This is a genomic window from Nitrosospira sp. Nsp14 (genome assembly GCF_900113575.1).
In the GTDB taxonomy this organism is placed as follows: Bacteria; Pseudomonadota; Gammaproteobacteria; order Burkholderiales; family Nitrosomonadaceae; genus Nitrosospira.
Window position 1 is genome coordinate 168,586 of sequence record NZ_FOPV01000003.1, and the last position, 20,120, is coordinate 188,705.

The following is a 20,120-nucleotide window of genomic DNA, read 5'->3' on the forward strand; positions in this document are numbered from 1 at the left end:
TTATCTTCCCGCCTCTTCGTAATCGATGATCTTTTTCGCCAAATCGACGGGAGACGGTTGGGGGTCGAACGCAAAGCCGGATGCGATGTATGCGCCTGCGGAATTGCGCACAATAAAGACCCGCTTCCCGTCAATGGTCAGTTCAGGCTCATCTGCAGTTCGCCCCTGTTCTCCTGAAACTCGCGCATCGCTACGCGCCGCCAGCGCCTCCGCTCCTGTCAGGAGAATAATCTCGCGCCCTTTGTAATTTTCCCGTTGCTCCGCCATTTTTTCCTCTCATTGTTGTGGTCCGGGGCCAGGCTGGACAAACCGGTAAGCCTGATGGTGATGTTTCAATATAGCCCATTTTGCCCATGTTATTCGCCGAACTAGCAGTCTGGATACATTCGGTCAGTCTAGCCCTGGCTCTGCCGTAACGCAAATCAATTGCCCTGCCTGGCGAACCTGGAAGCGAACCGGAAGGAACTGCTCGAGCAGCCAAGCCGTTGTGATGCCATGGGATGAGAATGATCTGGTTAGAAACCGGGAGGCGCGGTCCGCTAGTGCCAGATAGATCAGCACCTGATCGGCGGCGTGCACATCGAGCGTCGCGCCAGATACAATTTCCTGCCGCAAGAACCGCCCCGCGGCGGCTCCAAGCTCTTCCGCACGCATGCCCCTTTGCGCGACCGCGGAGGCGCCCAATCTCGTATGCTCTGTTTGCCCAACCAGAACGACCGCGCCGCCCGGGCCGATGGCTCTATTTCTGCCGAGCAGCTCAAACTCAACCCCTAGAGTGTAAAAAGGCGCGAGTTCTGTCAGTGCGGAATTCGCCATGCGCTGGGAAACGTGGTTGGGCAGATTGGCAACGTGCGCAAAAACTTGGATGCCGGCTAACGTTCCAGGTGTATCCAGTACCAATGGTTGAAGAGATGACGAGGGCTCCGCCTCCACAATTACCTCTCCTCCTCCGCGCGGATAATACCCGCGCCGCAATACGTCGATTTTTGCCCTGACACCCATGCCGGACATTAACGGAAGCAGCACATGGCGAAAATAATCCAGCGGTGGCGATGCACGTACGTCTGTGCCGCCGGCGATATGCATACTTGTTCTTTCCGGGCACATGACGGCTACAGGAAGGACTGCCTGTAGCACCAGCGTAATGCTGCCCGCAGTGCCGACTGGAAAATCGAATTGACCTCCCCGCAGCGGGCCAGGCCTGAACCAGATTTCACGCGAGTAGAGTTCCAGGCCGTCCACCTCTGCGCCACAAAGCGATGCAACCGCTTTGACCGCGGCCAGATGTTGTGGCGCAAGACCGGGATTTGCGCGTCTGGCACGAATATTTCGCAAGTGCACCGGGCGACCGGTAATCGCGGCAAGCGCTACCGATGTGCGCAGCAGTTGTCCACCCCCTTCGCCATGCGCACCGTCAATTTCTTGCATCCCAGCCTCTTTCCCCTTTTGATGCAGTTGCAAGATAACGTCAACCGAGAATTTAAACTATTATCAACCTTGAGTATGAAGCGGAGGAGATTAAAAATGGGTGGCGACAGGGAAGATTATGATTCCAATCCAGGACCTGCTTAACCGGATTCGCTGGGATGACGCCTTTGCGACCGGCTACTTCGTGATTGGCTACCATGATCGCGTAAGCGGGGAAATCGTCCAGGTTCCGTTGCAGGATGTCGAGTTCGTTCAGGGCAACCATTTTTTCTTCCAGTTCACCGGGCCCAACGGCACAGTACGCGAGGTTCCCCTTCATCGCATCAGGGAAGTCTATAAGAATGGCGAGCTGATCTGGCATCGGGACCGTTAAGAAATCTGCAATGCGAAGACACCTGCAATCGCCGGAAGGATGACAAACGGGTTCGGCGCAGCCAATCGCTCCTCGCAATCCGACAAGGTTAAAATTATTACAGTCCGGGCTCCCCTCGCCGACGCCCGACGTATGACCGCTCGTATTGCTCAGATTCCCGAACAGATATGCTGATCCATAAAATCGTCTCGGGTGGCCAAACGGGGGTCGACCGCGCGGCTCTTGACTGGGCCATCGCGCATGGCATAGAGCACGGCGGCTGGTGTCCGGCTGGGCGGCGGGCGGAAGACGGGGTAATCCCAGACGTGTATTCCCTGCAACAAACGCCGGGGCGCAGTTACCGCCAGCGCACCAGATGGAACGTGCGCGACAGCGATGCGACCCTGATCATCACTCCCGAGACAGAGCTGACGGGCGGCTCGCTGTTCACGCAGGAATGCGCCAGGAATCGGGACCGGCCCTATCTTCACGTTTACCCATCTGATGAATGGCGCGAATGGATCAGGACTTTTCTCAAAACGAACCCCATTCGGATATTGAATGTGGCAGGACCGCGCAACTCAAGCGCAAAAAACCTCCAACCATTTGTCCATGAGGTGCTGGATGAAGCACTCAGGACCCGTTGAAAGTAGCTGATCGTTGCTCAGGCATCGAGCATCATCAAGGTCGCGTTGCCGCCGGCAGCCGTCGTATTCACTGTCACGACGCGCTCTACGGTCAAACGGTACAGCGGGAAATTTCTCTCGTCCGACAAGATCAGCGGCACCAGCGCTCCGTCACGCGCGGCAAGTTCATTTCGCAACCTGTGTGCGTCCTCGGATGGACCGGAATGAAGCACCGCGGCCAGGGTGACCATAGTGGCCAAGGGCGCGCGGATCCAGTCCGGATCGATCCGAATCTGTTCGCGCACCGCCAGGGGCAGCGTATCCAGCAGGGTAGCGGTCCACGATCCGCCGGCAAGTACAACACGATTGCCGGTCGCAAGCAGCGCCGCAACCTGCCGAAGCTGCGCGGCCTCATCGTTGGCGACGCAGACAACTTTGCCCCGTGGCGCGAACTTGAGTGTATTACTCTCCCCCGTCGGTCCCTGCAAGGGGATGCTGTGCACCAGCGGCGTGCGATCGGCATACTCCATGCAAAGTTCGGCGAGTGCGCCGCGGCCGTTCTGCTGCGCCCATTCCGCAAGCGCTTGCAAGGGAGCCGGGGTAGCGTTCACCTTCACCCGCCGGCCGCCGATAAGCGCCAAAGACAACGGCGCCTGCCTCAGCAGACGGTACAGGTAAAGGGGCCCGCCGGCCTTGGGCCCAGTGCCGGACTTGCCTTCGCCGCCGAAGGGCTGCACGCCTACCACCGCCCCGACCATGCTGCGGTTTACGTAGATATTTCCAACATGCGTGTGCGCGGCAACAAAATCGATGGTTTCGTCGATCCGACTATGAATACCGAGCGTGAGCCCGTAGCCAGTCGCGTTGATACGTCGGACCAGACCGTCCAGTTGACCATGCCTGAAACGTACAACATGAAGTATCGGCCCGAACACTTCGCGTTCCAGTTCCGAGATATCGTCGATCTCAATCAGCGTTGGCGGTAAGAAAGTACCGGTGTTGCAATTCTCCGGCAGCGGCAACTGGAAGATCTCGTGACCTGCCGCGCGCATTTTGTCGATGTGCACAAGCAGCGTGTCACGCGCCTGGGCGTCGATAAGTGGACCAATATCGGTGTCAAGGCGGGCTGGATCACCCAGCACGAGTTCCCGCATGGCATCCTTCAGCATCTGCAACAGGCTGTCGGCAATGTCTTCCTGCAGGCACAGCATGCGTAACGACGAGCAGCGCTGGCCGGCGCTGTCGAACGCAGACACCAGCACGTCCTGCACCACCTGCTCCGGCCGCGCTGACGAATCGACCACCATTGCGTTTTGGCCGCCGGTCTCGCCAATCAGGGGAATCTCCTCGCCACGCGAGCGCTGGGCGAGCGATCGATGGATGAGCTGTGCAACCTCGGTGGACCCGGTAAAGATCACCCCGCGCACCCTCGCGTCGCCGATGAGCTGTGTGCCCACCGTTTCCCCACCCCCTGGCAGAAGTTGCAATGCCGCGCGCGGGATACCGGCCTCGTGCAGCAACTTTACCGCAGCTGCCGCGATCAGCGGGGTTTGCTCGGCTGGTTTTGCAAGCACGGTGTTGCCTGCGGCAAGCGCGGCGCTCACCTCACCCATGAAAATCGAGAGCGGAAAATTCCAGGGGCTGATGCAGACCACCGGCCCAAGCGGCTCGGCCTGGTCAACATTTTCAAACCGGTTTCGCATCTGCTGCGCATAATAACGGCAGAAGTCCGCCGACTCGCGCACCTCGGCAATTGCATTCGGAAGGGACTTTCCCGCCTCTCGCACGGCAAGACTGATCAACACGGCGCAGTGTGCCTCTAGCAGATCTGCCGCCCGCTCAAGCAGGGATGCGCGAAAATCCGGAGCTGTTGCTCCCCACTGTGGCGCAAATGCCTCTGCCGCCGCCAGCGCCGCCTCCACCTCACCCGGGCTCGCCTCGATCACCGCGCCTACCCGGTCGACCTGATTGGCGGGGTTGACGACGGACAACTGCTCGCGGTCTGAAACCCTAACACCGTCGCAATTGCTGTCTGCGAGCATCGGCGCCGCTCGCCACTGCTGTGCCTGCAACACAGCCAATTCGGACGCGAGCAGGGAAAGCGCGTGCTCGTCGCTCAAATCGATGCCGGATGAATTTCTGCGTTCGGCGCCGTACAGGTCGCGCGGCAGGGGAATGGCTGGATGGGGATGAATGCCCTCTTGCTCGATCCGGGTAATTGGATCAGCCGCCAAGTCGTCCATGCTTACATTCTCGTCCACCAGCTGGCTTATGAACGACGAGTTTGCGCCGTTTTCGAGCAGGCGCCTTACCAGGTAGGCAAGCAGCGTCTTGTGACTGCCCACGGGCGCATAGATGCGGCACGGCTTGTCGTGTTGATCCACGCCGACCACCTCGTCATACAACCTCTCACCCATGCCATGCAGGCACTGGAATTCATAGTCGTGGTTGCCTGCATCCTGCGCCATTTGGTAAACCGCCGAAAGCGTTTGGGCGTTGTGCGTCGCAAACTGAGGGTAGACCGCATCCGGCGCGCCCAGTAATTTCTGTGCGCATGCCAGGTACACGGCGTCGGTGTGTATCTTGCGCGTATAAACTGGATAGCCTTCCAATCCTTCCACCTGCGCGCGCTTGATTTCCGCGTCCCAGTAGGCGCCCTTGACCAGCCGCACCATGATCCTGTGGTTGCTGCGGTGCCCGAGATCAACTATCCAGTCGATCACAAATGGGCAGCGTTTCTGATAGGCCTGAACGACGAATCCAATGCCATTCCATCCAGCAAGCTCCGGATCGCGCGCGAGCGCTTCCAGTAAATCAAGCGAGAGGTCCAGGCGGTCCGCTTCCTCGGCATCGATGTTCAGCCCGATATCATAGCGCTTCGCCAGCAGCGCCAGCGACTTCAGCCGCGGCAGAAGCTCGGTCATCACCCGCTCGCGCTGGGAGCGCCCGTAGCGGGGATGCAATGCCGAAAGCTTGACCGAGATCCCGGGCCCTATATAGACACCCCGTCCGCCGCTCACCTTGCCGATCGCGTGGATCGCACCTTCGTAGGAGGCGTAATAGCGGGCGGCCTCGGCCGCGGTCAGGGCGGCTTCGCCCAGCATGTCATACGAATAACGGTAACCGCGTGCCTCGCGCTCGGGGCTGCGCTCGAGCGCTTCCGTGATGGTTTCCCCGGCTATAAACTGCTGCCCCAGCATGCGCATGGCAAGGTCTACGGCCTTGCGGATCAAAGGTTCTCCACCTTTTTCGATCAGGCGCGCCAGCGCTGCCGTCAACCCGCTTTCGGCATGGGTCGACACCAGCTTGCCCGTGATCAGCAGGCCCCACGCAGCCGCATTCACAAACACCGACGGGCTGTGTCCGAGGTGAGCGCCCCAGTCGCCTTTACTGATTTTGTCGCGGATCAGCTTGTCGGCGGTTTCCGGGTCCGGAATGCGCAGCAGCGCCTCGGCCAGGCACATAAGCGCGATACCCTCCTGGCTGGACAGGGAAAATTCGTGCAACAACGCATCGACGCCGAAGGATCGCGTGTGCTTCCCACGCACGGCGCCGATCAGGTTGCGCGCGTGCGCCTGTGCCTGGCAGCGGCTCGCCAGCGGCCAATGCATCCGCGTCATCAGTTCGCCCACGCTTTGCGCCTCATCCTGCCGGTACGCGGCAGTGATCGCAGCACGCAGAGGCGGCTGTGTAGCAAAGAGCTCGGATTGAAGAGCAACAATCATGTGAAAGTCGGCGGCTGCTCTCGCAGCCGCAGATCGTTCGTCATCAGGGAAGTTTGAAGCATGCGTTGCAGGTTAGTTCAGCCGCCGGCCCCTTTTTCACGCTCGCGGCAACCAGCGAATCCAAACTCCGGCCTCCAGGCATAGTGCGACGCCCTCCTCATCCACATAAATGTCGCACGACTGTAATACGCAGGTCATAGACAGGTAACAGGAAGGTCCTAGAATCCTTCTTGGCGATGGGAAATGTAACCAAATCAATAGAGGTGAAAAATGACTTACGAGAATGATGCGTGGGACCTGTCAGAGGAAGAAAAGGAATTAAGAGACGAGATCAGAGCAACAGCGGATGAAGCCGGGAACGAGGACGATGAGGAAGCGTTCCGGAAAATAATCGATGCGGTCGAGAACCATGACGGCGACATCAACCTGCTATATTCCGGCACCGGAATGTATTTGCTTGGCATGACATTCGGGTGGACAGCACTTCGTGTCGTCCACACCAGGAAAGCCGTCCTCAACTACAAAGAAGTTCTCGGCATCACAACGCACTCGCTCACGTTTCCCCACGGCGGCTCGTTTCCCCACGGCGCCTATAAGGCCGCCGCATAATTCCAGCCCCAGCTCCCTGGGGTTTGGGCCGTTTGAGAATACTGAGCCATACCGAGCCCATACCGAGCCCCGGCCATCATCGCGCAAAAGATGGGGCGGCGCAGGACCGACGTCGCCTCCACTGTCATGCCGGGCGGAGCATTGCTGTCGCCCGGAATACATTTATACCACCTCATTTGTACCATATCCCATTCTGAAATACTGAACAAAACCAGATTTTCCCCCCTTTTCCGGCTCAAACCCAGCTCAAGCAGTGGTACACTTGTACTGCTGTGCTGAACTGGAGCTTGCACAGCTTCTTGTAATTTCCCTCGCAGTACGAGCGTCTGTTGCACAGCGCTCATTCTTTTAACTTCGCACGTCGAAATAAACTGGAGCTTGCTTATGTCCCAAGTCAACGCCTATGAGCAGTACATGCTCGAACTCATCAACGCGGAACGCGCCAAGGTTGGCGCCCAGCCTCTTGCCTCTGATGGCGATCTCAATGAGTCGGCTGAAAACCATAGTGCCTGGATGATCTCGACAGACACTTTCTCCCACACCGGCGCCGGCGGGTCGAATCCTGGCGCCCGCATGGAGGCCGCGGGCTACAACTTCACCGGCTCCTATGGCTGGGCCGAAAACATCGCCTGGATGAGCACCCGCTCCCCCGCAGGGCTGCAAAACGAAGTGGAGCAACTACACACCAACCTGATGAACTCCAGCGGCCACCGCGCAAACCTGTTGAATGACAGCTACCGCGAAATCGGAGTCGGGCTGGAAGTTGGCCAGTACCGTACCTACGAGGGCGCATTCGTCACGCAAAACTTCGCCCGTAGCGGATCCAATTCCTTCGTAACCGGCGTCGCCATCGGCGATGCGGACGGCGACAAGCGGTATGACATTGGTGAAGGCATGGGTGGCATCACTGTCAGCGCCAAAAACAATGCGACCAACACCGTCACGACCACTTCTACAAATGGCGCCGGGGGCTTCGAACTGTCGCTCGCCAGCGGAAACTACACGATCAATTTTTCCGGCAGCGGAATTGCCGCCACAACCAAGCAGGTCAATCTTGGCAGCAAGAATATAAAGCTTGACCTGATCAATCCCTCCAGCGGCGGCGGCGCGCCGACGGTTCCGGACGAACCAACGACGCCAACCACACCCACCACGCCGACTACCCCGACCATTCCAACAACCCCAACCACTCCCGTCCCCGGCACCATTTCCGGGACAGCACGATCCGAGAGCCTGTACGGAACTTCAGGCGATGATGTGATTTTGGGGCTCGATGGCAGGGACAGGCTGTATGGCAGCGCCGGCAACGATAAGCTCGATGGCGGTAACGGCTCCGACCGGCTATACGGCGGTTCCGGCAACGATAGTGTCAACGGTGGCAGCGGCAACGATACCCTGGCGGGTAACAAGGGAACAGACACCTTGACCGGTGGAACAGGTGAAGATGCGTTTGTGTTTAATACCTCCTTCGCGGGCGCGATTGACAGTATTACCGACTTCTCGTCGGCAGACGACACGATCTACCTCGAGAACCGTATCTTTACCGGTCTTAGCAGCGGCGACCTGAATGCATCAGCGTTTTACATTGGCGCTGAAGCGCACGACGCCACAGACCGGATAATATACAACGCGGATACCGGCGGACTGTATTACGATGCCGACGGCACAGGTAGCGCGAATGCCCAACAGTTCGCGCAATTGACGGCTGAAATTAATCTCAGCAACGCAGATATCTATGTAATCTGATCAAGCGGGAACCGGGGTTGGAGCAGTTCACGCCTCGGCTCCCCGCGACAATACCCCCGCAGTCTGATAGGCGGTGAATCTCAACGGCTGAGGCGAGATGGAGTTTTCTCCTCCACCCCGGCTATTCCAAATTTAAAAACCACCTTCGGGTGGCTTTTTTCACTCGTAAACCCTGAATGATTACTTGCCGTAAGACTTGAGACTTGAAATCGTTTTTGCTGTGGCCGCAACCAAGCTCACAGATCGTGGTCATCGGCGAGTCTGATCAGAATTTCCGCCAAATCCTCCCGCTGCCGCCATGCAAATATATTCCACCTTTCCGGAGCGTCCTGGATGAATGATAGTAGCGATAACGGAAGAAGGCGGTATCAGTGATCACAAGAGGCCAAGTAGCCGCTACGCCACAAGCTGAGGTGATCGCCCCAGCTCACGCCGGGCAGCCGTGCCTTTCACAGGAAAATCGGCGCTTGTCGTGGAGGCAGCTCATGCTGCCATTTATCTATTCGATGCGGAGCTTCTCTCGAATAAAGCCAAGCTCGGCTGCCTCGACCCGATCAAATCTTTCCACTATTAATACTTCAAGTCCCTCGCTTTCTCGCGGGCATCCTGCTTAGTGTCTCGCTTGTCCTGTCGGCATTCCGCCCGGGTCTTCTCTTCTCCCGCACGACATTCAGCCTTGGTCTCTCTTCCCTCCTGGCGCGCGTCCTGCTTTATGTCCCGCCCTTCGCGGCGTTGTTCGCCTTGTTCTAATGCGTAGCTCGTTACAGGTGTTATCAACAATCCCATTGCGATGGCCAAGCTCGATACCACAACCTGAAAACCGGTTTTACGATTCATGTTCTTGCTCCTTGATATGAGATCTACTTCACGTTTACTGTCCAGACAAGCCCGCAACAACAGCTATGCCGGACCCCGACTCAAAGTCTTCAGCAAAACATCTTCAGCAAAACATCTTCAGCAAAACACTACTGAACCTCCATCCTGTTTATTCAGTATAGTACACAGAAAAAATAAACACTCTTTTTGCTGGTAGAAGCGGCCGATAAGCATGGCCTAGACATTCATGGGTACGTCTGGATGGCTAACCATATACGTCTATTGGCATCGCCCCAATTCCACAAGAGCAACAGCAAAGTCTTACAGTCGGTCGGGAGACACCACGTGCAGTACTTCGATTTCAACTATAGACGCACGGCACCCTATGGGGAGGACGTTACAGGGCGACCATCTAGGCCTCGGCTTCCCTGCGACATCACCACAAGTAGCCTCTCAGCCGGTGCACCTCAACAGCTGGGGCGAGATGAAGCTTGCTCCTCCGCTCCGGCTATTCAAATTTAAAAACCACCCGCGGGTGTTTTTTTGCTGTGGCGCTGCAATCAAGCTCACAGATTGTCATCATCGGCGAGCCTGATCAGCATTCTCGCCAGGCCCTCCACCACTGCCGCCATACGAGCATAGTCCAGCTTTCCCGGAGTGTCCTGGGACGAATGGTAGTGGCGATAACGGAAAAAAGCCGTGTCGGTGATCATAAGGGCGGGGTAGCCACTACGCCAAAAGCTGAGGTGATCGCTCCAGCTCACGCCGGGCACCCAGCTGAAGGCAGCTGTGCCTTCCACGGGAAAATTGGTACTCGTCTTGAAGGCGGCCAAGGCGCTGTTGAGCAGAGGGCGCGAGCGCAGGTTGGATACGAAGGCGATAAAATTTCCCTGGCTCGAACGACCGCGACCGAGAAAAGGCGGATACCGCTGGCTTCGCGGCTCATCGTTATAACATCCCAGCATTTCCAGGGAAAACATGGCGCGTATGTCCTCATTGCGCTGCCTTGCTGCCCGGGCATAAATCACACTACCCATTTTTCCCCAGTAGAAGAACGGTGCCTCCTCATTAACAAAAGCCACCAGGCGGATCGTGCGGCCGGGTCGGCAGACGTAGAGGCGACGGCCCAGTTCCAGCAGCGCGGCAACGCCGCTGGCGTTGTCGTCCGCGCCTGGGGAACCCCGCACTGTATCGTAATGTGCACCCATCAACACCACCTGTCCAGGAAGGCGGGTACCGGGCAAAATAATGCTCAGGTTGGAACAGGGGACATCCATCACTTCATATGTCTGTGCTTCAACCACATACCCTTCCGCCTCCCAGCAGCTGCGGATATAGTCTCGCGCCTCCGCCAGCGATTGGGGCCGAAAGACATGACGCTCGCCAATCTCATGGGCCAGTTTGCGCACATGTGCTTCCAGGGCCGGGGCTGAGATGGGGGTAACGGCATCTTCATCACACGCAGACATCAAAATTTCCTTTGGAAAACCGCCTGCCTCCGGCACTTGAAAGACAAGCTGGACCGTCATACCTGTCGCTCATGCGAGGAGCCAGGAGGGTCCAGACACGACACCGAAAAAGCGAATCCCGCCTGAAGAACTAATATAGAAGAACTTCCTTCATCCAGCCATTACCCTCTTCCAATACCGAGATACAGGAAAAAAGATGAAAGACTGGAACGTGCTAGTGACCGTCGCACCCGGACCGGGGCGAAAATCCCGCCTCCTGCGCCGCTTGCGCGGCCTCGGCTGGTTTGAGCCGACCGAATTCAAGAACGTGTGTCTCGGCAATGTCGAGGACCGGACCCAGTTCCTGGAAACGCTTCGGATTGGCCGGGAAAACGACGAGCCGTGGCTGGCTGATCTCGCGCGCGCCATCCCGGTCGAGCAAACCTTTTCATTCATTCCCGAAAGCCTGACCGAACAAATGAAACAGGCAGCAGCACCGTTCGTAGGCCGCATGACGGACGGCACCTTTCACGTGCGGCTTGAGCGGCGCGGGCTCCCTGGGCAAGTAATGAGCCAGGAGGTGGAGCGCCAAGTTGGGGAACACCTGCTGGAGCTGGCAGAAACAGCCGGCAAGCGTCTGCACGTCTCATTCGCGAATCCGGACTACATTGTGGCAGCGGAAACGGTAGGAAACCAGTGCGGCATCGCCCTGTTGGGCCGCACCCTGATCGACCACTTCCCATTTGTGCTGCCGCATTGAACGTTCGGATCCAGGGGTGCTGAAAACTTGTAATGGAGAGGTTCTACAATTCCTGCGGACACTTGAATACATGAGAAACTTGAATACGGGGGTGAGAATGATTCAGCCAAATGTTACATGGGAAACGCCAGAGGAAGAGCAGGAAGAGGAGGACGAGGACCTGGAGGAGGAGAGGAAAATAACGGAGGAGAAAGAAGAGAAAGAAGAGGAAGAAGATGAGGACGACGAGGAGGTATAGCGCCGCTGGACGAACGCGTCGCGGTAGTGAGTGCGACGGCAGCCAAGCTGCCGTCGCACTCGATTTCCCCGTGACAGGAATTATTTCGCTGACATCTTCCTGCGGCGTGCTACCGCTCCGAGCAAGCCAAGACCTGCCAGCAGCATGGCATAGGTTTCGGGTTCCGGCACGGCGGAGATCATGATGGTGCTATCCGCCAGGCTATCGGGGTGCTGAATATTTACGTAAGCGACATTGGGATTGAACTTGTCGAAATAAAGGCCCGTGGGTTCCGCGCCTATGGTGGACATGGATGCCCAGCGCCCCAAAGACTCGGCCACGCCGTCGTTGTTAGTGTCCCGGGCAAACCAGATGTCGGCCATTCCACCAGGCTGGTCCTCGACAATGTAAATATTACCGGCCGCGTCGATCGCCAGGTTATCCGGGCTCGTCAGCGTCGTACCGACTGCCGCGCCGGTAGCCTCGTCTATCGTAGCGCCGCTCGCGGACAGGCTCATCTGATTTGAACCAAGGTTAAACGAATAAATTTCGTTCGTCGTGGTGGTTGTGAAGAATATCATTTGATCGCCGTTGGCCAGCGTTTTAATTTCCATATCCTCGGGCCGCTGGTAGTCGGTTCCATGCACGGCGTTCGCCGTCAACCGGCCGTCGATGCTTCCGTCCGCGTTGAGCACGGATACGCCGGCAAGAGCGCCGCCAGTGGCATTGGTAATAGGCGCCCAGGTGATCGCGCCAACCGCATTGGCATTGCTGCCGCCGTTGACCAGCATGGCAAAGGTCTGCCCGGCCGCGAAGTAGTCGTCACCGTTCGTCGCATTGGGATTGGCGGAAACATATTTGTAGATGCTGCCGCCATTCAGCTCATCGATGAAGTAGAGGCTGTTGTCCTTGTCGAAAGCCAAGCCCTCATGCGATACGTGCGGCACGATGGACCGGCTTATAAAATGGGCATCGCTCGTGCCGGTGGCCGTCACGGGGTTGGTCAATTCGAACAGGCGGCCCTTGGTGCTGCCCGTGCCCCATGATTCTTCCGCAGTCAGGTAACCGCCCCAAGGCGCCCAACGTGAGGCGTCCCCGGAGACAAAGCCTTGCGTTCCGGGCGCAACGATGGTCCTGGTGGTTCCCGTCATCAAATCGATGCGCTGCACACCAGCCGTCGAGGTTTCGAAGGGGCTGAAGAGGTAACGGCCGGCGTTGGGGCCGGTCTCATTGGCGGTGATCATATCCCAGCTACCGCTGTTGGCTTCGCCAAGACCGAGCTGAGTGGTGCGGTCGGCGATCCGAGCCTGCGAGAAACCGGGCGAGGATAACTGGAACGGGGCAGACTCAGGCAATGACCCCGCCGGTACGCTGCTGGCCAGCGGCGTGAAATTGTCGAAACTTGTGGGCGCGGCCGTGGCTTGCGTGACTTGCGCGGCCCCGCCCATGACCAGGAGTGCCCCTGAAACAAGAATGCTCATTTTTTTCCGATGAAACATGATAACTCCCCAATTGAGTTAAGAAATAGTCCTAGTTATGTACCGGCAGCCCCTGCTTCTGGCTGTTTACGCACGTACCGAATGCGGCTGCGCATATCCGGGGTTCCGAACTCCGTCTCAAGATAGACGGGCGGCCTTATCCTTGCGGCTTGCGGGTACGGGAAAAAATATAACTCGTGGATATGACGAACAAGGCCTCGCCCGAAAGCTCTGCCATAGGCCATTTGGGGGTTGGGAGACTGTCGCTGATTGCGAACGGCAACACGGTCGCGTATGCGCACAGGTGTGCTATGGTGTATTTGAGATTCGACATGATTTCGCACTATGCGGAGGGACGTTGCCGTTGAGGTTGCGGTTGACGTCGAACAGGCAGTCTTCAGCGGATTCAGCATGTCACTTGATTGTAGTTGCTTGCGGGGATTGTTCAAATTCGAGGAGGAGCATTCATTGCATTGAGATGGCCTGCCCCGCGCACGCTTCCCACATTCACAGGCGCATGTCTATCCAACACCAACGTTTTCTCTTTCTGGTGTGGCATGCGATATGAGAGTGAAGATTCCTGGAAGGGCAAATCATGAACACGGCCGAGTTGCTCACGCAACGCCTGGAGCTCGTCTACCGGTGGTACGAGGGCATGGTCAACCCCGATACGGGGATGTTTGAGTATCTCTACCTCCCCCAGGCCGACGACTTCGTCCGTGAGCGATCTCCCATTCGCGACATCGCCTCAGTATGGGATGTGGAAATGCTCAGCGGTGTGCTGAACAGGGGTGAACTTCAACCACTGGTCGAGAAGTCGCTGCGGCACTATGAGGATTACCTGGTGGAACGCGGCGACTTCATGATCCTCGATCCCAGCCGCCTGGAGGAACCTTCCTCCATCGCCCACAGCGCCTTCATGATCCTGGCCCTGCTGCACGCCCCGCCGCCCCGCAGGAAGAGACAAATCGCGGCCCTCGCCGACGGCATACTTCGGCAGCAAAGACCAAACGGCTCGTACAGGGTGTACTTTCACGACCTGCCGGACCATGGAGAGGAACTGTACGCGGGCGAGGCCCTGCTCGCCCTTCTGGAAACCTACCGGGAGCTACAGGATGCGCGTTACCTCCAAAGCGCGGAACGCGGCTTCTCCTATTACGATACGCAGTACTTCCGGCGCGGCCGCGTAGCGGAGGACATGCTTGTCTTCTTCGCCAACTGGCAGTCCCAGGCCTGCCGCCCACTATTCGAATGCACTCAGAACGACGGGATCAAGCAGGACGTCGCGGACTACGTCTGCCGCATGCACGACCAGATAATCAAGCGGGGTTTCTACGAGAACATCGAACGGCAACCCGCGGAGCACGTATCAGTGGAGGTAGCCTGCGCCCTGGAGGGTCTCAACGACGCCTATGCGTTTACGCACGCCTGGGACGATAAGCGCGCCGAACGCTATCAGCAGTGCATCTGCACCGGCTTGGCGTACTTGCTCAGGCTGCAATGCACTTATGACGGAACGGAACGGGAACGCGGCGGTTTCGGCCTGACCTTGGAAAATCGAACGCAGCGGATCGACATCACTGGCCACGCCGCCAATGCCTTCATGAAGATCGTAGAGAATGGCATCGATTGCACGTTGCCAGCGCCCTAAACATTCATAAGCGCGTCAATAATTCTTGTATTTCGCGCGAGGACTTTATTGTTCGGCCGTTCCAGGCATCCAGTGCTACCATCCCAAAATTCGCGCTCTCTACAACCCTCCCAAATTCCCCTTTTAAACAAACTCCCTCGGTGACTTTCCTGCACCCTCAGATTTTCAACCATGACAGCACAACCAAACATGACTAAGGCGGAAACCTCGCCCATCCGTCTGGTGATTCACGGTGGCGCCGGAACTCTCACGCGTGCCCGGCTGAAAAAGGAGCGCGAGCAGGCTTATACGCAGGTACTTGAGCAATCGCTGACGGCTGGACATGCAGTGCTCGCAGCAGGCGGCAGCAGCATCGATGCCGTGATAGCCGCGATCGTGGTGATGGAAGACTCGCCGTTGTTCAACGCGGGCAAGGGCGCGGTGTTCAGCAATGCCGGCCGTATCGAACTTGATGCATCCATCATGGATGGTTCCACGCTCATGGTAGGTTCCGTGGCCGGAGTCACGACAATACGCAACCCCATCCGCGCCGCGCGCGCGGTGATGACGCAAAGCGAACATGTGATGCTGATAGGCCAGGGTGCCGATGCCTTTGCCGCCGAACAGGGTCTGGAGATCGTGGATCCTTCCTATTTTTATACCCAATTCCGCTGGGATCAGTTGCAAAAAGCCATCGCCCAGGAACGCCTGCTGCGCGACCACGACGCGCTTTCCGACAAGCCCGACGCGGCCGAAAAGATGGATCAAAAACACGGAACGGTGGGCGCCGTGGCGCTGGATAGGCACGGCAATCTCGCCGCCGGCACCTCGACCGGGGGGATAACGAACAAGCGCTTCGGGCGTGTGGGAGACTCGCCCATCATCGGCGCCGGAACCTATGCCGACAATCGTTCGGTTGCGGTATCCGCCACCGGCAGCGGAGAAATGTTCATTCGTACCTGTGCCGCCTTCAACACGGCGGCACAGGTAAGGTTGCTGCACAGCTCACTTATCGAGGCGGCGGATAATACACTGAAGGACGTTGCCGCCATTGCGGGAGATGGCGGCTTGATCGTCCTGGATGCAAAAGGCAACTATGCAATGCGTTTCAATACCAGAGGGATGTTCCGCGGCATTGTTGGCAACGATGGCATTGTGCGGGTGGAGATTTTCGAATGAGCTACAACTCGGGATGAATAAGCAGAGTTTAGGCTGGAATTCCTCAAAAATAGCGAAGCACCTTCTACAGCTTTTGTATAGTAAAGCCACAAACTGAAGATAGATTTTATCGCCACTTTATTCGGACTGGAATGCCACCTTTGGGTCGCAGGGTTACCGCCATTTCAACCTCGGCTTCATCCTTGTTGAGCAACTGTAAATCACAGTGCTGAACTATCATGCTTAGCAAAAACTGGGCTTCCATTAATGCAAAATGACTCGCGATACAGCTTCGCTCCCCTATCCCGAAAGGCATAAACGAAAACCTCCGATTCTGGGGTATTAAAAACCGTTCCGGGTCAAACTGCTCGGGTTGCGGCCAAAAATCGGCGTGATGATGAAGATTGAAGATACTGAATATCGCGGGTCTGCCGGCCTTTAAAAAATAGCCATCAACCTCGGTATCTTTATTAACTTTACGCAGCAGGATGCCAGCAGGTGGACGGAGGCGCATCGACTCATTGAGTATGGCTCTCGTATAAACAAGCTGCTGCAAATCTTCGGCGCGCGGTATTTTTCCTTGCAGCAAGCTATCCAGTTCCTCATGCAGTGTAGCGAGTACATCGGGATGCCGCGCCAATAAATATAAGGTCCAGCTCAATAAATTTGCGGTGGTTTCATGCCCTGCGCTGAAAATGGTGATAACTTCATCACGGATCTGCCTATCAGTCATCCTTTCACCACTGCTGTCATCGCGTGCTTTTAACAGCACATCCAATAAGTCATTTTGTGCCGATGACGTCTTGCGACGTTGTTCGATGATTCCGTAAATGACGTCATCAATTATTCCCAACGCCTGTCTGAATTTTTGATTGGCCGGGGTGGGTACATACAACGGGAGAGTCAACGGACTCACGATGGTTTTAGCGGCATACCTCAGTAAAGTTTCCAAAGATGGAGCGATACGTTCTATTTTGTCGAGCACGCTGGTGCTGAACATGGTCTGGGTGATGACTTCTAATGTAAGCTTCGTCATTTCATTAGACAGATTAACCTGTGCGCCATCACCGAGTTGTCGCCATCGATCCAACATATTATTGCCAGCGGTGACCATTTGCGGCAGCAGCGTGGTTATGTTGCTTCTCTGAAAAACCCCCTGCATTAACCGCCGTTGTCTTTGCCATAAATCTCCCTGACTTGTTACTAATCCCTGACCTAAAATCAACGCCAGACCTGTCGGTTTTTCAGGGTTGTAGATTTTTACAAAAACATCGCTTTGCTTGATCAAGGCTTGTTCAATCAGTTTTGGGTGACTGAATAGATAAAATTGGCGGGTAGCCAGTCTGAAGCTGACCAAGTCACCATAATCTCGCTGCCAGTCACAAAGCGCTTGAAACGGATTCGCAATCATCTGACTTAAATTGCCCAGCAGAAAATCGCCTTTGACCTGTGGAACTGTTTTGTTATGCGGCATCGCGAATATAGTTAGAAGTTTCAGTGACAGTTCCATTAGCATTCAATTCAGCGTATGCATCAATCAAACGCAATAAGCCAAGCAAAAGCAAACTCACTGTCGGTTCTTGTCCAGTTCTCGCTATTCTGTTGCCCTCCAGCGGCAAATCAGTATAGCCGACATTGAAAGGCATCAAGCCTCGGCAGTGCTTGGATACCAAACGATGCAAAGGCGCCAGTGGAAGCGTGTTTTTGAACCGTGATAATGTTGAAGGAGAGAATGGAGCTTGACACCAATTCTCCTCACGCTCGCCCACACCAGACTCGCGCGTCAAACGAGCGGAGCTCGATTAGTCAAACCTCGCGACGGTTCTCATCCCAGTTCCCTCAAATTAAAAAGCCACCCGCTGGGGTGGCTTTTTAATTGTGGGGCAGCGTGTGTGTATTGAACAGCTATGATCGTAGGGGGATATTCCTCACGCTATTCCCCACCCAACCAGAGCATGGCCTATTTATTTTGGAACGGATCAAAACATAAATACCCGTCGGATTATCCAAGGTTCGTAAAATCAAGGTGCACTCGCTGTTGCATAATTGTTTATCTTCTCGATATCACCAACCCTGCCGTATATAAAGGCCGCACAGGTCTGCGGATAGTGTGCTGCAACGGCCGATTTGGTGGTCGTAATTGTAACCGTGCGCCTTACATCCTGACCTTGAGGAAGCTGACCGAGGTGGCACGTGGCATACCCGTGGTCTTCCTCTCTAGGACCGCTTCGCTTACAACTTCCCGGCCCTTGTAGTACCGTCATATCTATGATTTTTACTTCCAGAGGTAGCAGTACGATGACGTGGGTGTCAAAGGAGTCGTCATCGTTTCGATTATTGATTTCCGTAGTGCAGACGAAGCGGTCATCCGCAACCTCCGCGCGCACGAAAACAATATTCACGTCTGCGGAGTGTACCTGCGCGTAGGCGACCGTGTAGCCTGAGCACGCAAGACCGAGTAACGAGAGTGATACGAGCCTTTTAATCATGATTTCCCCTTAATGTGCAAAATTACAGAACGAAAATCGGGTAATCGCATACTTAATTAACTCACAGCACAGGTCGGGGCGAATCAATTTGAAGGCGCGGGAATTGTGCCGATGTGGCCAAAAAGATTTTCAAGAAGTATCACTGCTAAGCAGCAAGATTTCTTCTTATCCTTTAGGCACACGATAACTGCGCTTAACACAATTTTCTGTGATAAAACTCACTCCAGACAGGGATTTCCCTTATGTTTATTGCCATGGACCTAGTCCGTAAAGCTAAGCTAGCCAGCAATGTCGGTTTTCGAACACGAGCAGCTGTAATCCCAGGGGAATAAAAGTAACGCGTAGCAGAGAACCAGTAACAGGAAGTTACTGTAAGGCGGCAGCTAAACCGAGAGCAGTTTTTTGAAGTTCCTTCTTGAATCGGGGTGGCAAACTCGCGGGTATTATTGGTGGGGTTACCTCGGAGAGCTGAAAGGATAGGTAATGTACGCACATATTCGGCAGATGCTGGTTTTATGCGTCGGCTGCGTTATTTCGTCTGCCGGCTACGCAGATGAGCGGCGAACACCCTCATGGCTGCATGAAGTTAAGCTCGGCGTGCTGCACCACGATACCAGTAGTTTGTGGAGCGGCTTCCGCCGTGAAAGCGGGGTGGATGTTAATCTCGAAGCAATTTTTTCGCCCCAGCTCAAAATTCTCGGAGGAGCCATTCGTCCCGCCTTTGGCGGTTCGGTGAATACGGCCGGCGATACCTCCAAGCTCTACGCCGGTATTCGTTGGCAATATGAACACATCAGCGGGATATTCTTCGGTGTGGGACTGGGCGGTGCAGTTCATAACGGCGATCTCCATTTACAGCACAATGACATGAAGGCCCTCGGGTCACGGATTCTGTTTCACATACCGATTGAAGCTGGATATCGTTTCGACGGCAAAAATGCGTTATCGGCATACTTCGATCATATCTCCAATGCCAACCTTGCTGACCCCAACGAGGGCATGGATACTCTAGGGATGCGGTATGGCTACCGTTTCTAAAGCGCCGCCTTTACTTTAGTTCGCGCTTCCCGAAATCATTCCCCTCCCCCTCGCGGGACAAGTGGCGGAAATAGCGCCGGCTCAGTGCTTTTTCTACCCGCGCATTAATCACCGTTTTCTCTTTGCAGCGGCCTCTTTCGGGTGCGATACCCCCAGGTAATGCCGTCAGATCTAAGTTTCCCAGCCAACGTTAAAGCATAAGCAAGGCCTAGCCGGTCTCATGTTGTATTGAGGATGGGTATAGCCACCAATCCCATCAGAGCTGCGAGCATCCATTGCACCATTCCTAATGGGCACGGACTCAATTCTTGCATCTCCCGGATTTTCCAAAATCTTTGGCATAACTGGAACTCTGCCTTTGACTTTTAGATTCCATCACCTAATCTGAGTAATGGAACTCTTCAGTACTTTAAACTCCATCTTGCCGGAGCATACAATGATAATTAACAATTGCTTCAGACTCCGCAGCCTTATCCTAGCCGCATCCGCTGTTTTAAGTTTAGCTTTTGCCCTACCCGCGCAGGCTACCGCACTAAAAATTCTCCAGCGCTTTGATTCAACAAATTCAGCATTATTCCTGCAAAATGACTGGAACCCGGC

The 20,120-nt window shown here is 55.9% G+C and carries 18 protein-coding genes; 9 read left to right on the plus strand and 9 right to left on the minus strand.

All coding sequences use genetic code 11. From position 1 onward, the window contains the following. Nucleotides 1–267, minus strand: coding sequence for a hypothetical protein (locus BM022_RS03215; RefSeq protein WP_091136824.1), 267 nt, complete (start codon nucleotides 265–267; stop codon nucleotides 1–3). A gap of 123 nt (nucleotides 268–390) precedes the next feature. Continuing rightward, entirely contained in the window at nucleotides 391–1,428 is a 1,038-nt protein-coding gene (gene rtcA, locus BM022_RS03220; protein WP_091136825.1) for an RNA 3'-terminal phosphate cyclase, read from the minus strand. 118 nt (nucleotides 1,429–1,546) lie between these two features. Here rtcA and BM022_RS03225 point away from each other — a divergent pair, with 118 nt between their 5' ends. Together BM022_RS03225 and BM022_RS03230 are read left to right on the plus strand one after the other, a co-directional pair. Continuing rightward, nucleotides 1,547–1,801, plus strand: a complete 255-nt coding sequence (locus BM022_RS03225; protein WP_091136827.1) for a DUF504 domain-containing protein — start codon at nucleotides 1,547–1,549, stop codon at nucleotides 1,799–1,801. A 167-nt stretch (nucleotides 1,802–1,968) separates the two neighbouring features. Further along, nucleotides 1,969–2,427 (plus strand): putative molybdenum carrier protein, encoded by a 459-nt coding sequence (locus tag BM022_RS03230; RefSeq protein WP_256208875.1) that lies wholly within the window; start codon nucleotides 1,969–1,971, stop codon nucleotides 2,425–2,427. Nucleotides 2,428–2,444: 17 nt separating this feature from the next. On the opposite strand, the gene putA is transcribed toward BM022_RS03230, so the two are convergent. After that, nucleotides 2,445–6,131 (minus strand): trifunctional transcriptional regulator/proline dehydrogenase/L-glutamate gamma-semialdehyde dehydrogenase, encoded by a 3,687-nt coding sequence (putA, locus tag BM022_RS03235; protein ID WP_091136830.1) that lies wholly within the window; start codon nucleotides 6,129–6,131, stop codon nucleotides 2,445–2,447. Between the two features lie 270 nt (nucleotides 6,132–6,401). Here putA and BM022_RS03240 point away from each other — a divergent pair, with 270 nt between their 5' ends. Next, nucleotides 6,402–6,740 carry a hypothetical protein gene (locus tag BM022_RS03240; RefSeq protein WP_091136832.1) on the plus strand — a complete coding sequence of 113 codons (339 nt, stop codon included), beginning with the start codon at nucleotides 6,402–6,404 and terminating at the stop codon, nucleotides 6,738–6,740. Nucleotides 6,741–7,124: 384 nt separating this feature from the next. Next, complete coding sequence (locus tag BM022_RS03250; protein ID WP_091136836.1) at nucleotides 7,125–8,486, plus strand: CAP domain-containing protein; 1,362 nt, start codon at nucleotides 7,125–7,127, stop codon at nucleotides 8,484–8,486. A gap of 570 nt (nucleotides 8,487–9,056) precedes the next feature. Here BM022_RS03250 and BM022_RS03255 read toward each other — a convergent pair. Together BM022_RS03255 and BM022_RS03260 are read right to left on the minus strand one after the other, a co-directional pair. Beyond that, complete coding sequence (locus BM022_RS03255) at nucleotides 9,057–9,323, minus strand: hypothetical protein (RefSeq protein WP_091136837.1); 267 nt, start codon at nucleotides 9,321–9,323, stop codon at nucleotides 9,057–9,059. Nucleotides 9,324–9,868: 545 nt separating this feature from the next. Continuing rightward, on the minus strand, nucleotides 9,869–10,771 hold the full coding sequence (locus BM022_RS03260) for a M28 family peptidase (protein ID WP_091136907.1): 903 nt from the start codon (nucleotides 10,769–10,771) through the stop codon (nucleotides 9,869–9,871). A 196-nt stretch (nucleotides 10,772–10,967) separates the two neighbouring features. On the opposite strand from BM022_RS03260, the gene BM022_RS03265 reads away from it, so the two are divergent. Together BM022_RS03265 and BM022_RS15670 are read left to right on the plus strand one after the other, a co-directional pair. Beyond that, nucleotides 10,968–11,510, plus strand: a complete 543-nt coding sequence (locus BM022_RS03265; protein WP_091136839.1) for a THUMP domain-containing protein — start codon at nucleotides 10,968–10,970, stop codon at nucleotides 11,508–11,510. Nucleotides 11,511–11,526: 16 nt separating this feature from the next. After that, on the plus strand, nucleotides 11,527–11,748 hold the full coding sequence (locus tag BM022_RS15670; RefSeq protein ID WP_218146818.1) for a hypothetical protein: 222 nt from the start codon (nucleotides 11,527–11,529) through the stop codon (nucleotides 11,746–11,748). Between the two features lie 80 nt (nucleotides 11,749–11,828). Here BM022_RS15670 and BM022_RS03270 read toward each other — a convergent pair whose 3' ends face one another. Then, nucleotides 11,829–13,226: an FxDxF family PEP-CTERM protein gene (locus BM022_RS03270; protein WP_091136841.1), complete on the minus strand. Its 1,398-nt coding sequence runs from the start codon at nucleotides 13,224–13,226 to the stop codon at nucleotides 11,829–11,831. A 574-nt stretch (nucleotides 13,227–13,800) separates the two neighbouring features. On the opposite strand from BM022_RS03270, the gene BM022_RS03275 reads away from it, so the two are divergent. Next, nucleotides 13,801–14,856 carry a hypothetical protein gene (locus BM022_RS03275; RefSeq protein ID WP_091136842.1) on the plus strand — a complete coding sequence of 352 codons (1,056 nt, stop codon included), beginning with the start codon at nucleotides 13,801–13,803 and terminating at the stop codon, nucleotides 14,854–14,856. Nucleotides 14,857–15,045: 189 nt separating this feature from the next. Continuing rightward, nucleotides 15,046–16,014: an isoaspartyl peptidase/L-asparaginase family protein gene (locus BM022_RS03280; RefSeq protein ID WP_218146819.1), complete on the plus strand. Its 969-nt coding sequence runs from the start codon at nucleotides 15,046–15,048 to the stop codon at nucleotides 16,012–16,014. A gap of 106 nt (nucleotides 16,015–16,120) precedes the next feature. On the opposite strand, the gene BM022_RS03285 is transcribed toward BM022_RS03280, so the two are convergent. The 3 genes from BM022_RS03285 to BM022_RS03295 all read right to left on the minus strand — a co-directional run bounded on the left by BM022_RS03285 (nucleotide 16,121) and on the right by BM022_RS03295 (nucleotide 18,482). After that, nucleotides 16,121–17,503 (minus strand): cytochrome P450, encoded by a 1,383-nt coding sequence (locus tag BM022_RS03285; RefSeq protein WP_256208879.1) that lies wholly within the window; start codon nucleotides 17,501–17,503, stop codon nucleotides 16,121–16,123. Then, a complete protein-coding gene (locus tag BM022_RS15395; RefSeq protein ID WP_177191609.1) occupies nucleotides 17,457–17,762 on the minus strand; it encodes a hypothetical protein in 306 nt (101 codons plus the stop codon). Before BM022_RS15395 ends, BM022_RS03285 begins: the two co-directional genes overlap by 47 nt. Nucleotides 17,763–18,014: 252 nt before the next feature. After that, the gene (locus tag BM022_RS03295; RefSeq protein ID WP_091136848.1) at nucleotides 18,015–18,482 is read right to left on the minus strand and encodes a hypothetical protein; all 468 of its coding nucleotides are present in this window, start codon (nucleotides 18,480–18,482) and stop codon (nucleotides 18,015–18,017) included. Nucleotides 18,483–18,965: 483 nt separating this feature from the next. Between BM022_RS03295 and BM022_RS03300 the strand changes: the two genes are divergently transcribed. Beyond that, the gene (locus BM022_RS03300; RefSeq protein WP_091136850.1) at nucleotides 18,966–19,520 is read left to right on the plus strand and encodes an acyloxyacyl hydrolase; all 555 of its coding nucleotides are present in this window, start codon (nucleotides 18,966–18,968) and stop codon (nucleotides 19,518–19,520) included. Nucleotides 19,521–20,120: the final 600 nt, after the last annotated feature.

Excerpts from the sequence above, each read along its gene's own strand:
- BM022_RS03215 (WP_091136824.1), bottom strand. The coding sequence starts at position 267 with ATGGCGGAGCAACGGGAAAATTACAAAGGGCGCGAGATTATTCTCCTG.
- rtcA (WP_091136825.1), bottom strand. The coding sequence starts at position 1,428 with ATGCAAGAAATTGACGGTGCGCATGGCGAAGGGGGTGGACAACTGCTG.
- BM022_RS03225 (WP_091136827.1), top strand. The coding sequence starts at position 1,547 with ATGATTCCAATCCAGGACCTGCTTAACCGGATTCGCTGGGATGACGCC.
- BM022_RS03230 (WP_256208875.1), top strand. The coding sequence starts at position 1,969 with ATGCTGATCCATAAAATCGTCTCGGGTGGCCAAACGGGGGTCGACCGC.
- putA (WP_091136830.1), bottom strand. The coding sequence starts at position 6,131 with ATGATTGTTGCTCTTCAATCCGAGCTCTTTGCTACACAGCCGCCTCTG.
- BM022_RS03240 (WP_091136832.1), top strand. The coding sequence starts at position 6,402 with ATGACTTACGAGAATGATGCGTGGGACCTGTCAGAGGAAGAAAAGGAA.
- BM022_RS03250 (WP_091136836.1), top strand. The coding sequence starts at position 7,125 with ATGTCCCAAGTCAACGCCTATGAGCAGTACATGCTCGAACTCATCAAC.
- BM022_RS03255 (WP_091136837.1), bottom strand. The coding sequence starts at position 9,323 with ATGAATCGTAAAACCGGTTTTCAGGTTGTGGTATCGAGCTTGGCCATC.
- BM022_RS03260 (WP_091136907.1), bottom strand. The coding sequence starts at position 10,771 with ATGTCTGCGTGTGATGAAGATGCCGTTACCCCCATCTCAGCCCCGGCC.
- BM022_RS03265 (WP_091136839.1), top strand. The coding sequence starts at position 10,968 with ATGAAAGACTGGAACGTGCTAGTGACCGTCGCACCCGGACCGGGGCGA.
- BM022_RS03270 (WP_091136841.1), bottom strand. The coding sequence starts at position 13,226 with ATGTTTCATCGGAAAAAAATGAGCATTCTTGTTTCAGGGGCACTCCTG.
- BM022_RS03275 (WP_091136842.1), top strand. The coding sequence starts at position 13,801 with ATGAACACGGCCGAGTTGCTCACGCAACGCCTGGAGCTCGTCTACCGG.
- BM022_RS03280 (WP_218146819.1), top strand. The coding sequence starts at position 15,046 with ATGACTAAGGCGGAAACCTCGCCCATCCGTCTGGTGATTCACGGTGGC.
- BM022_RS03285 (WP_256208879.1), bottom strand. The coding sequence starts at position 17,503 with ATGGAACTGTCACTGAAACTTCTAACTATATTCGCGATGCCGCATAAC.
- BM022_RS03295 (WP_091136848.1), bottom strand. The coding sequence starts at position 18,482 with ATGATTAAAAGGCTCGTATCACTCTCGTTACTCGGTCTTGCGTGCTCA.
- BM022_RS03300 (WP_091136850.1), top strand. The coding sequence starts at position 18,966 with ATGTACGCACATATTCGGCAGATGCTGGTTTTATGCGTCGGCTGCGTT.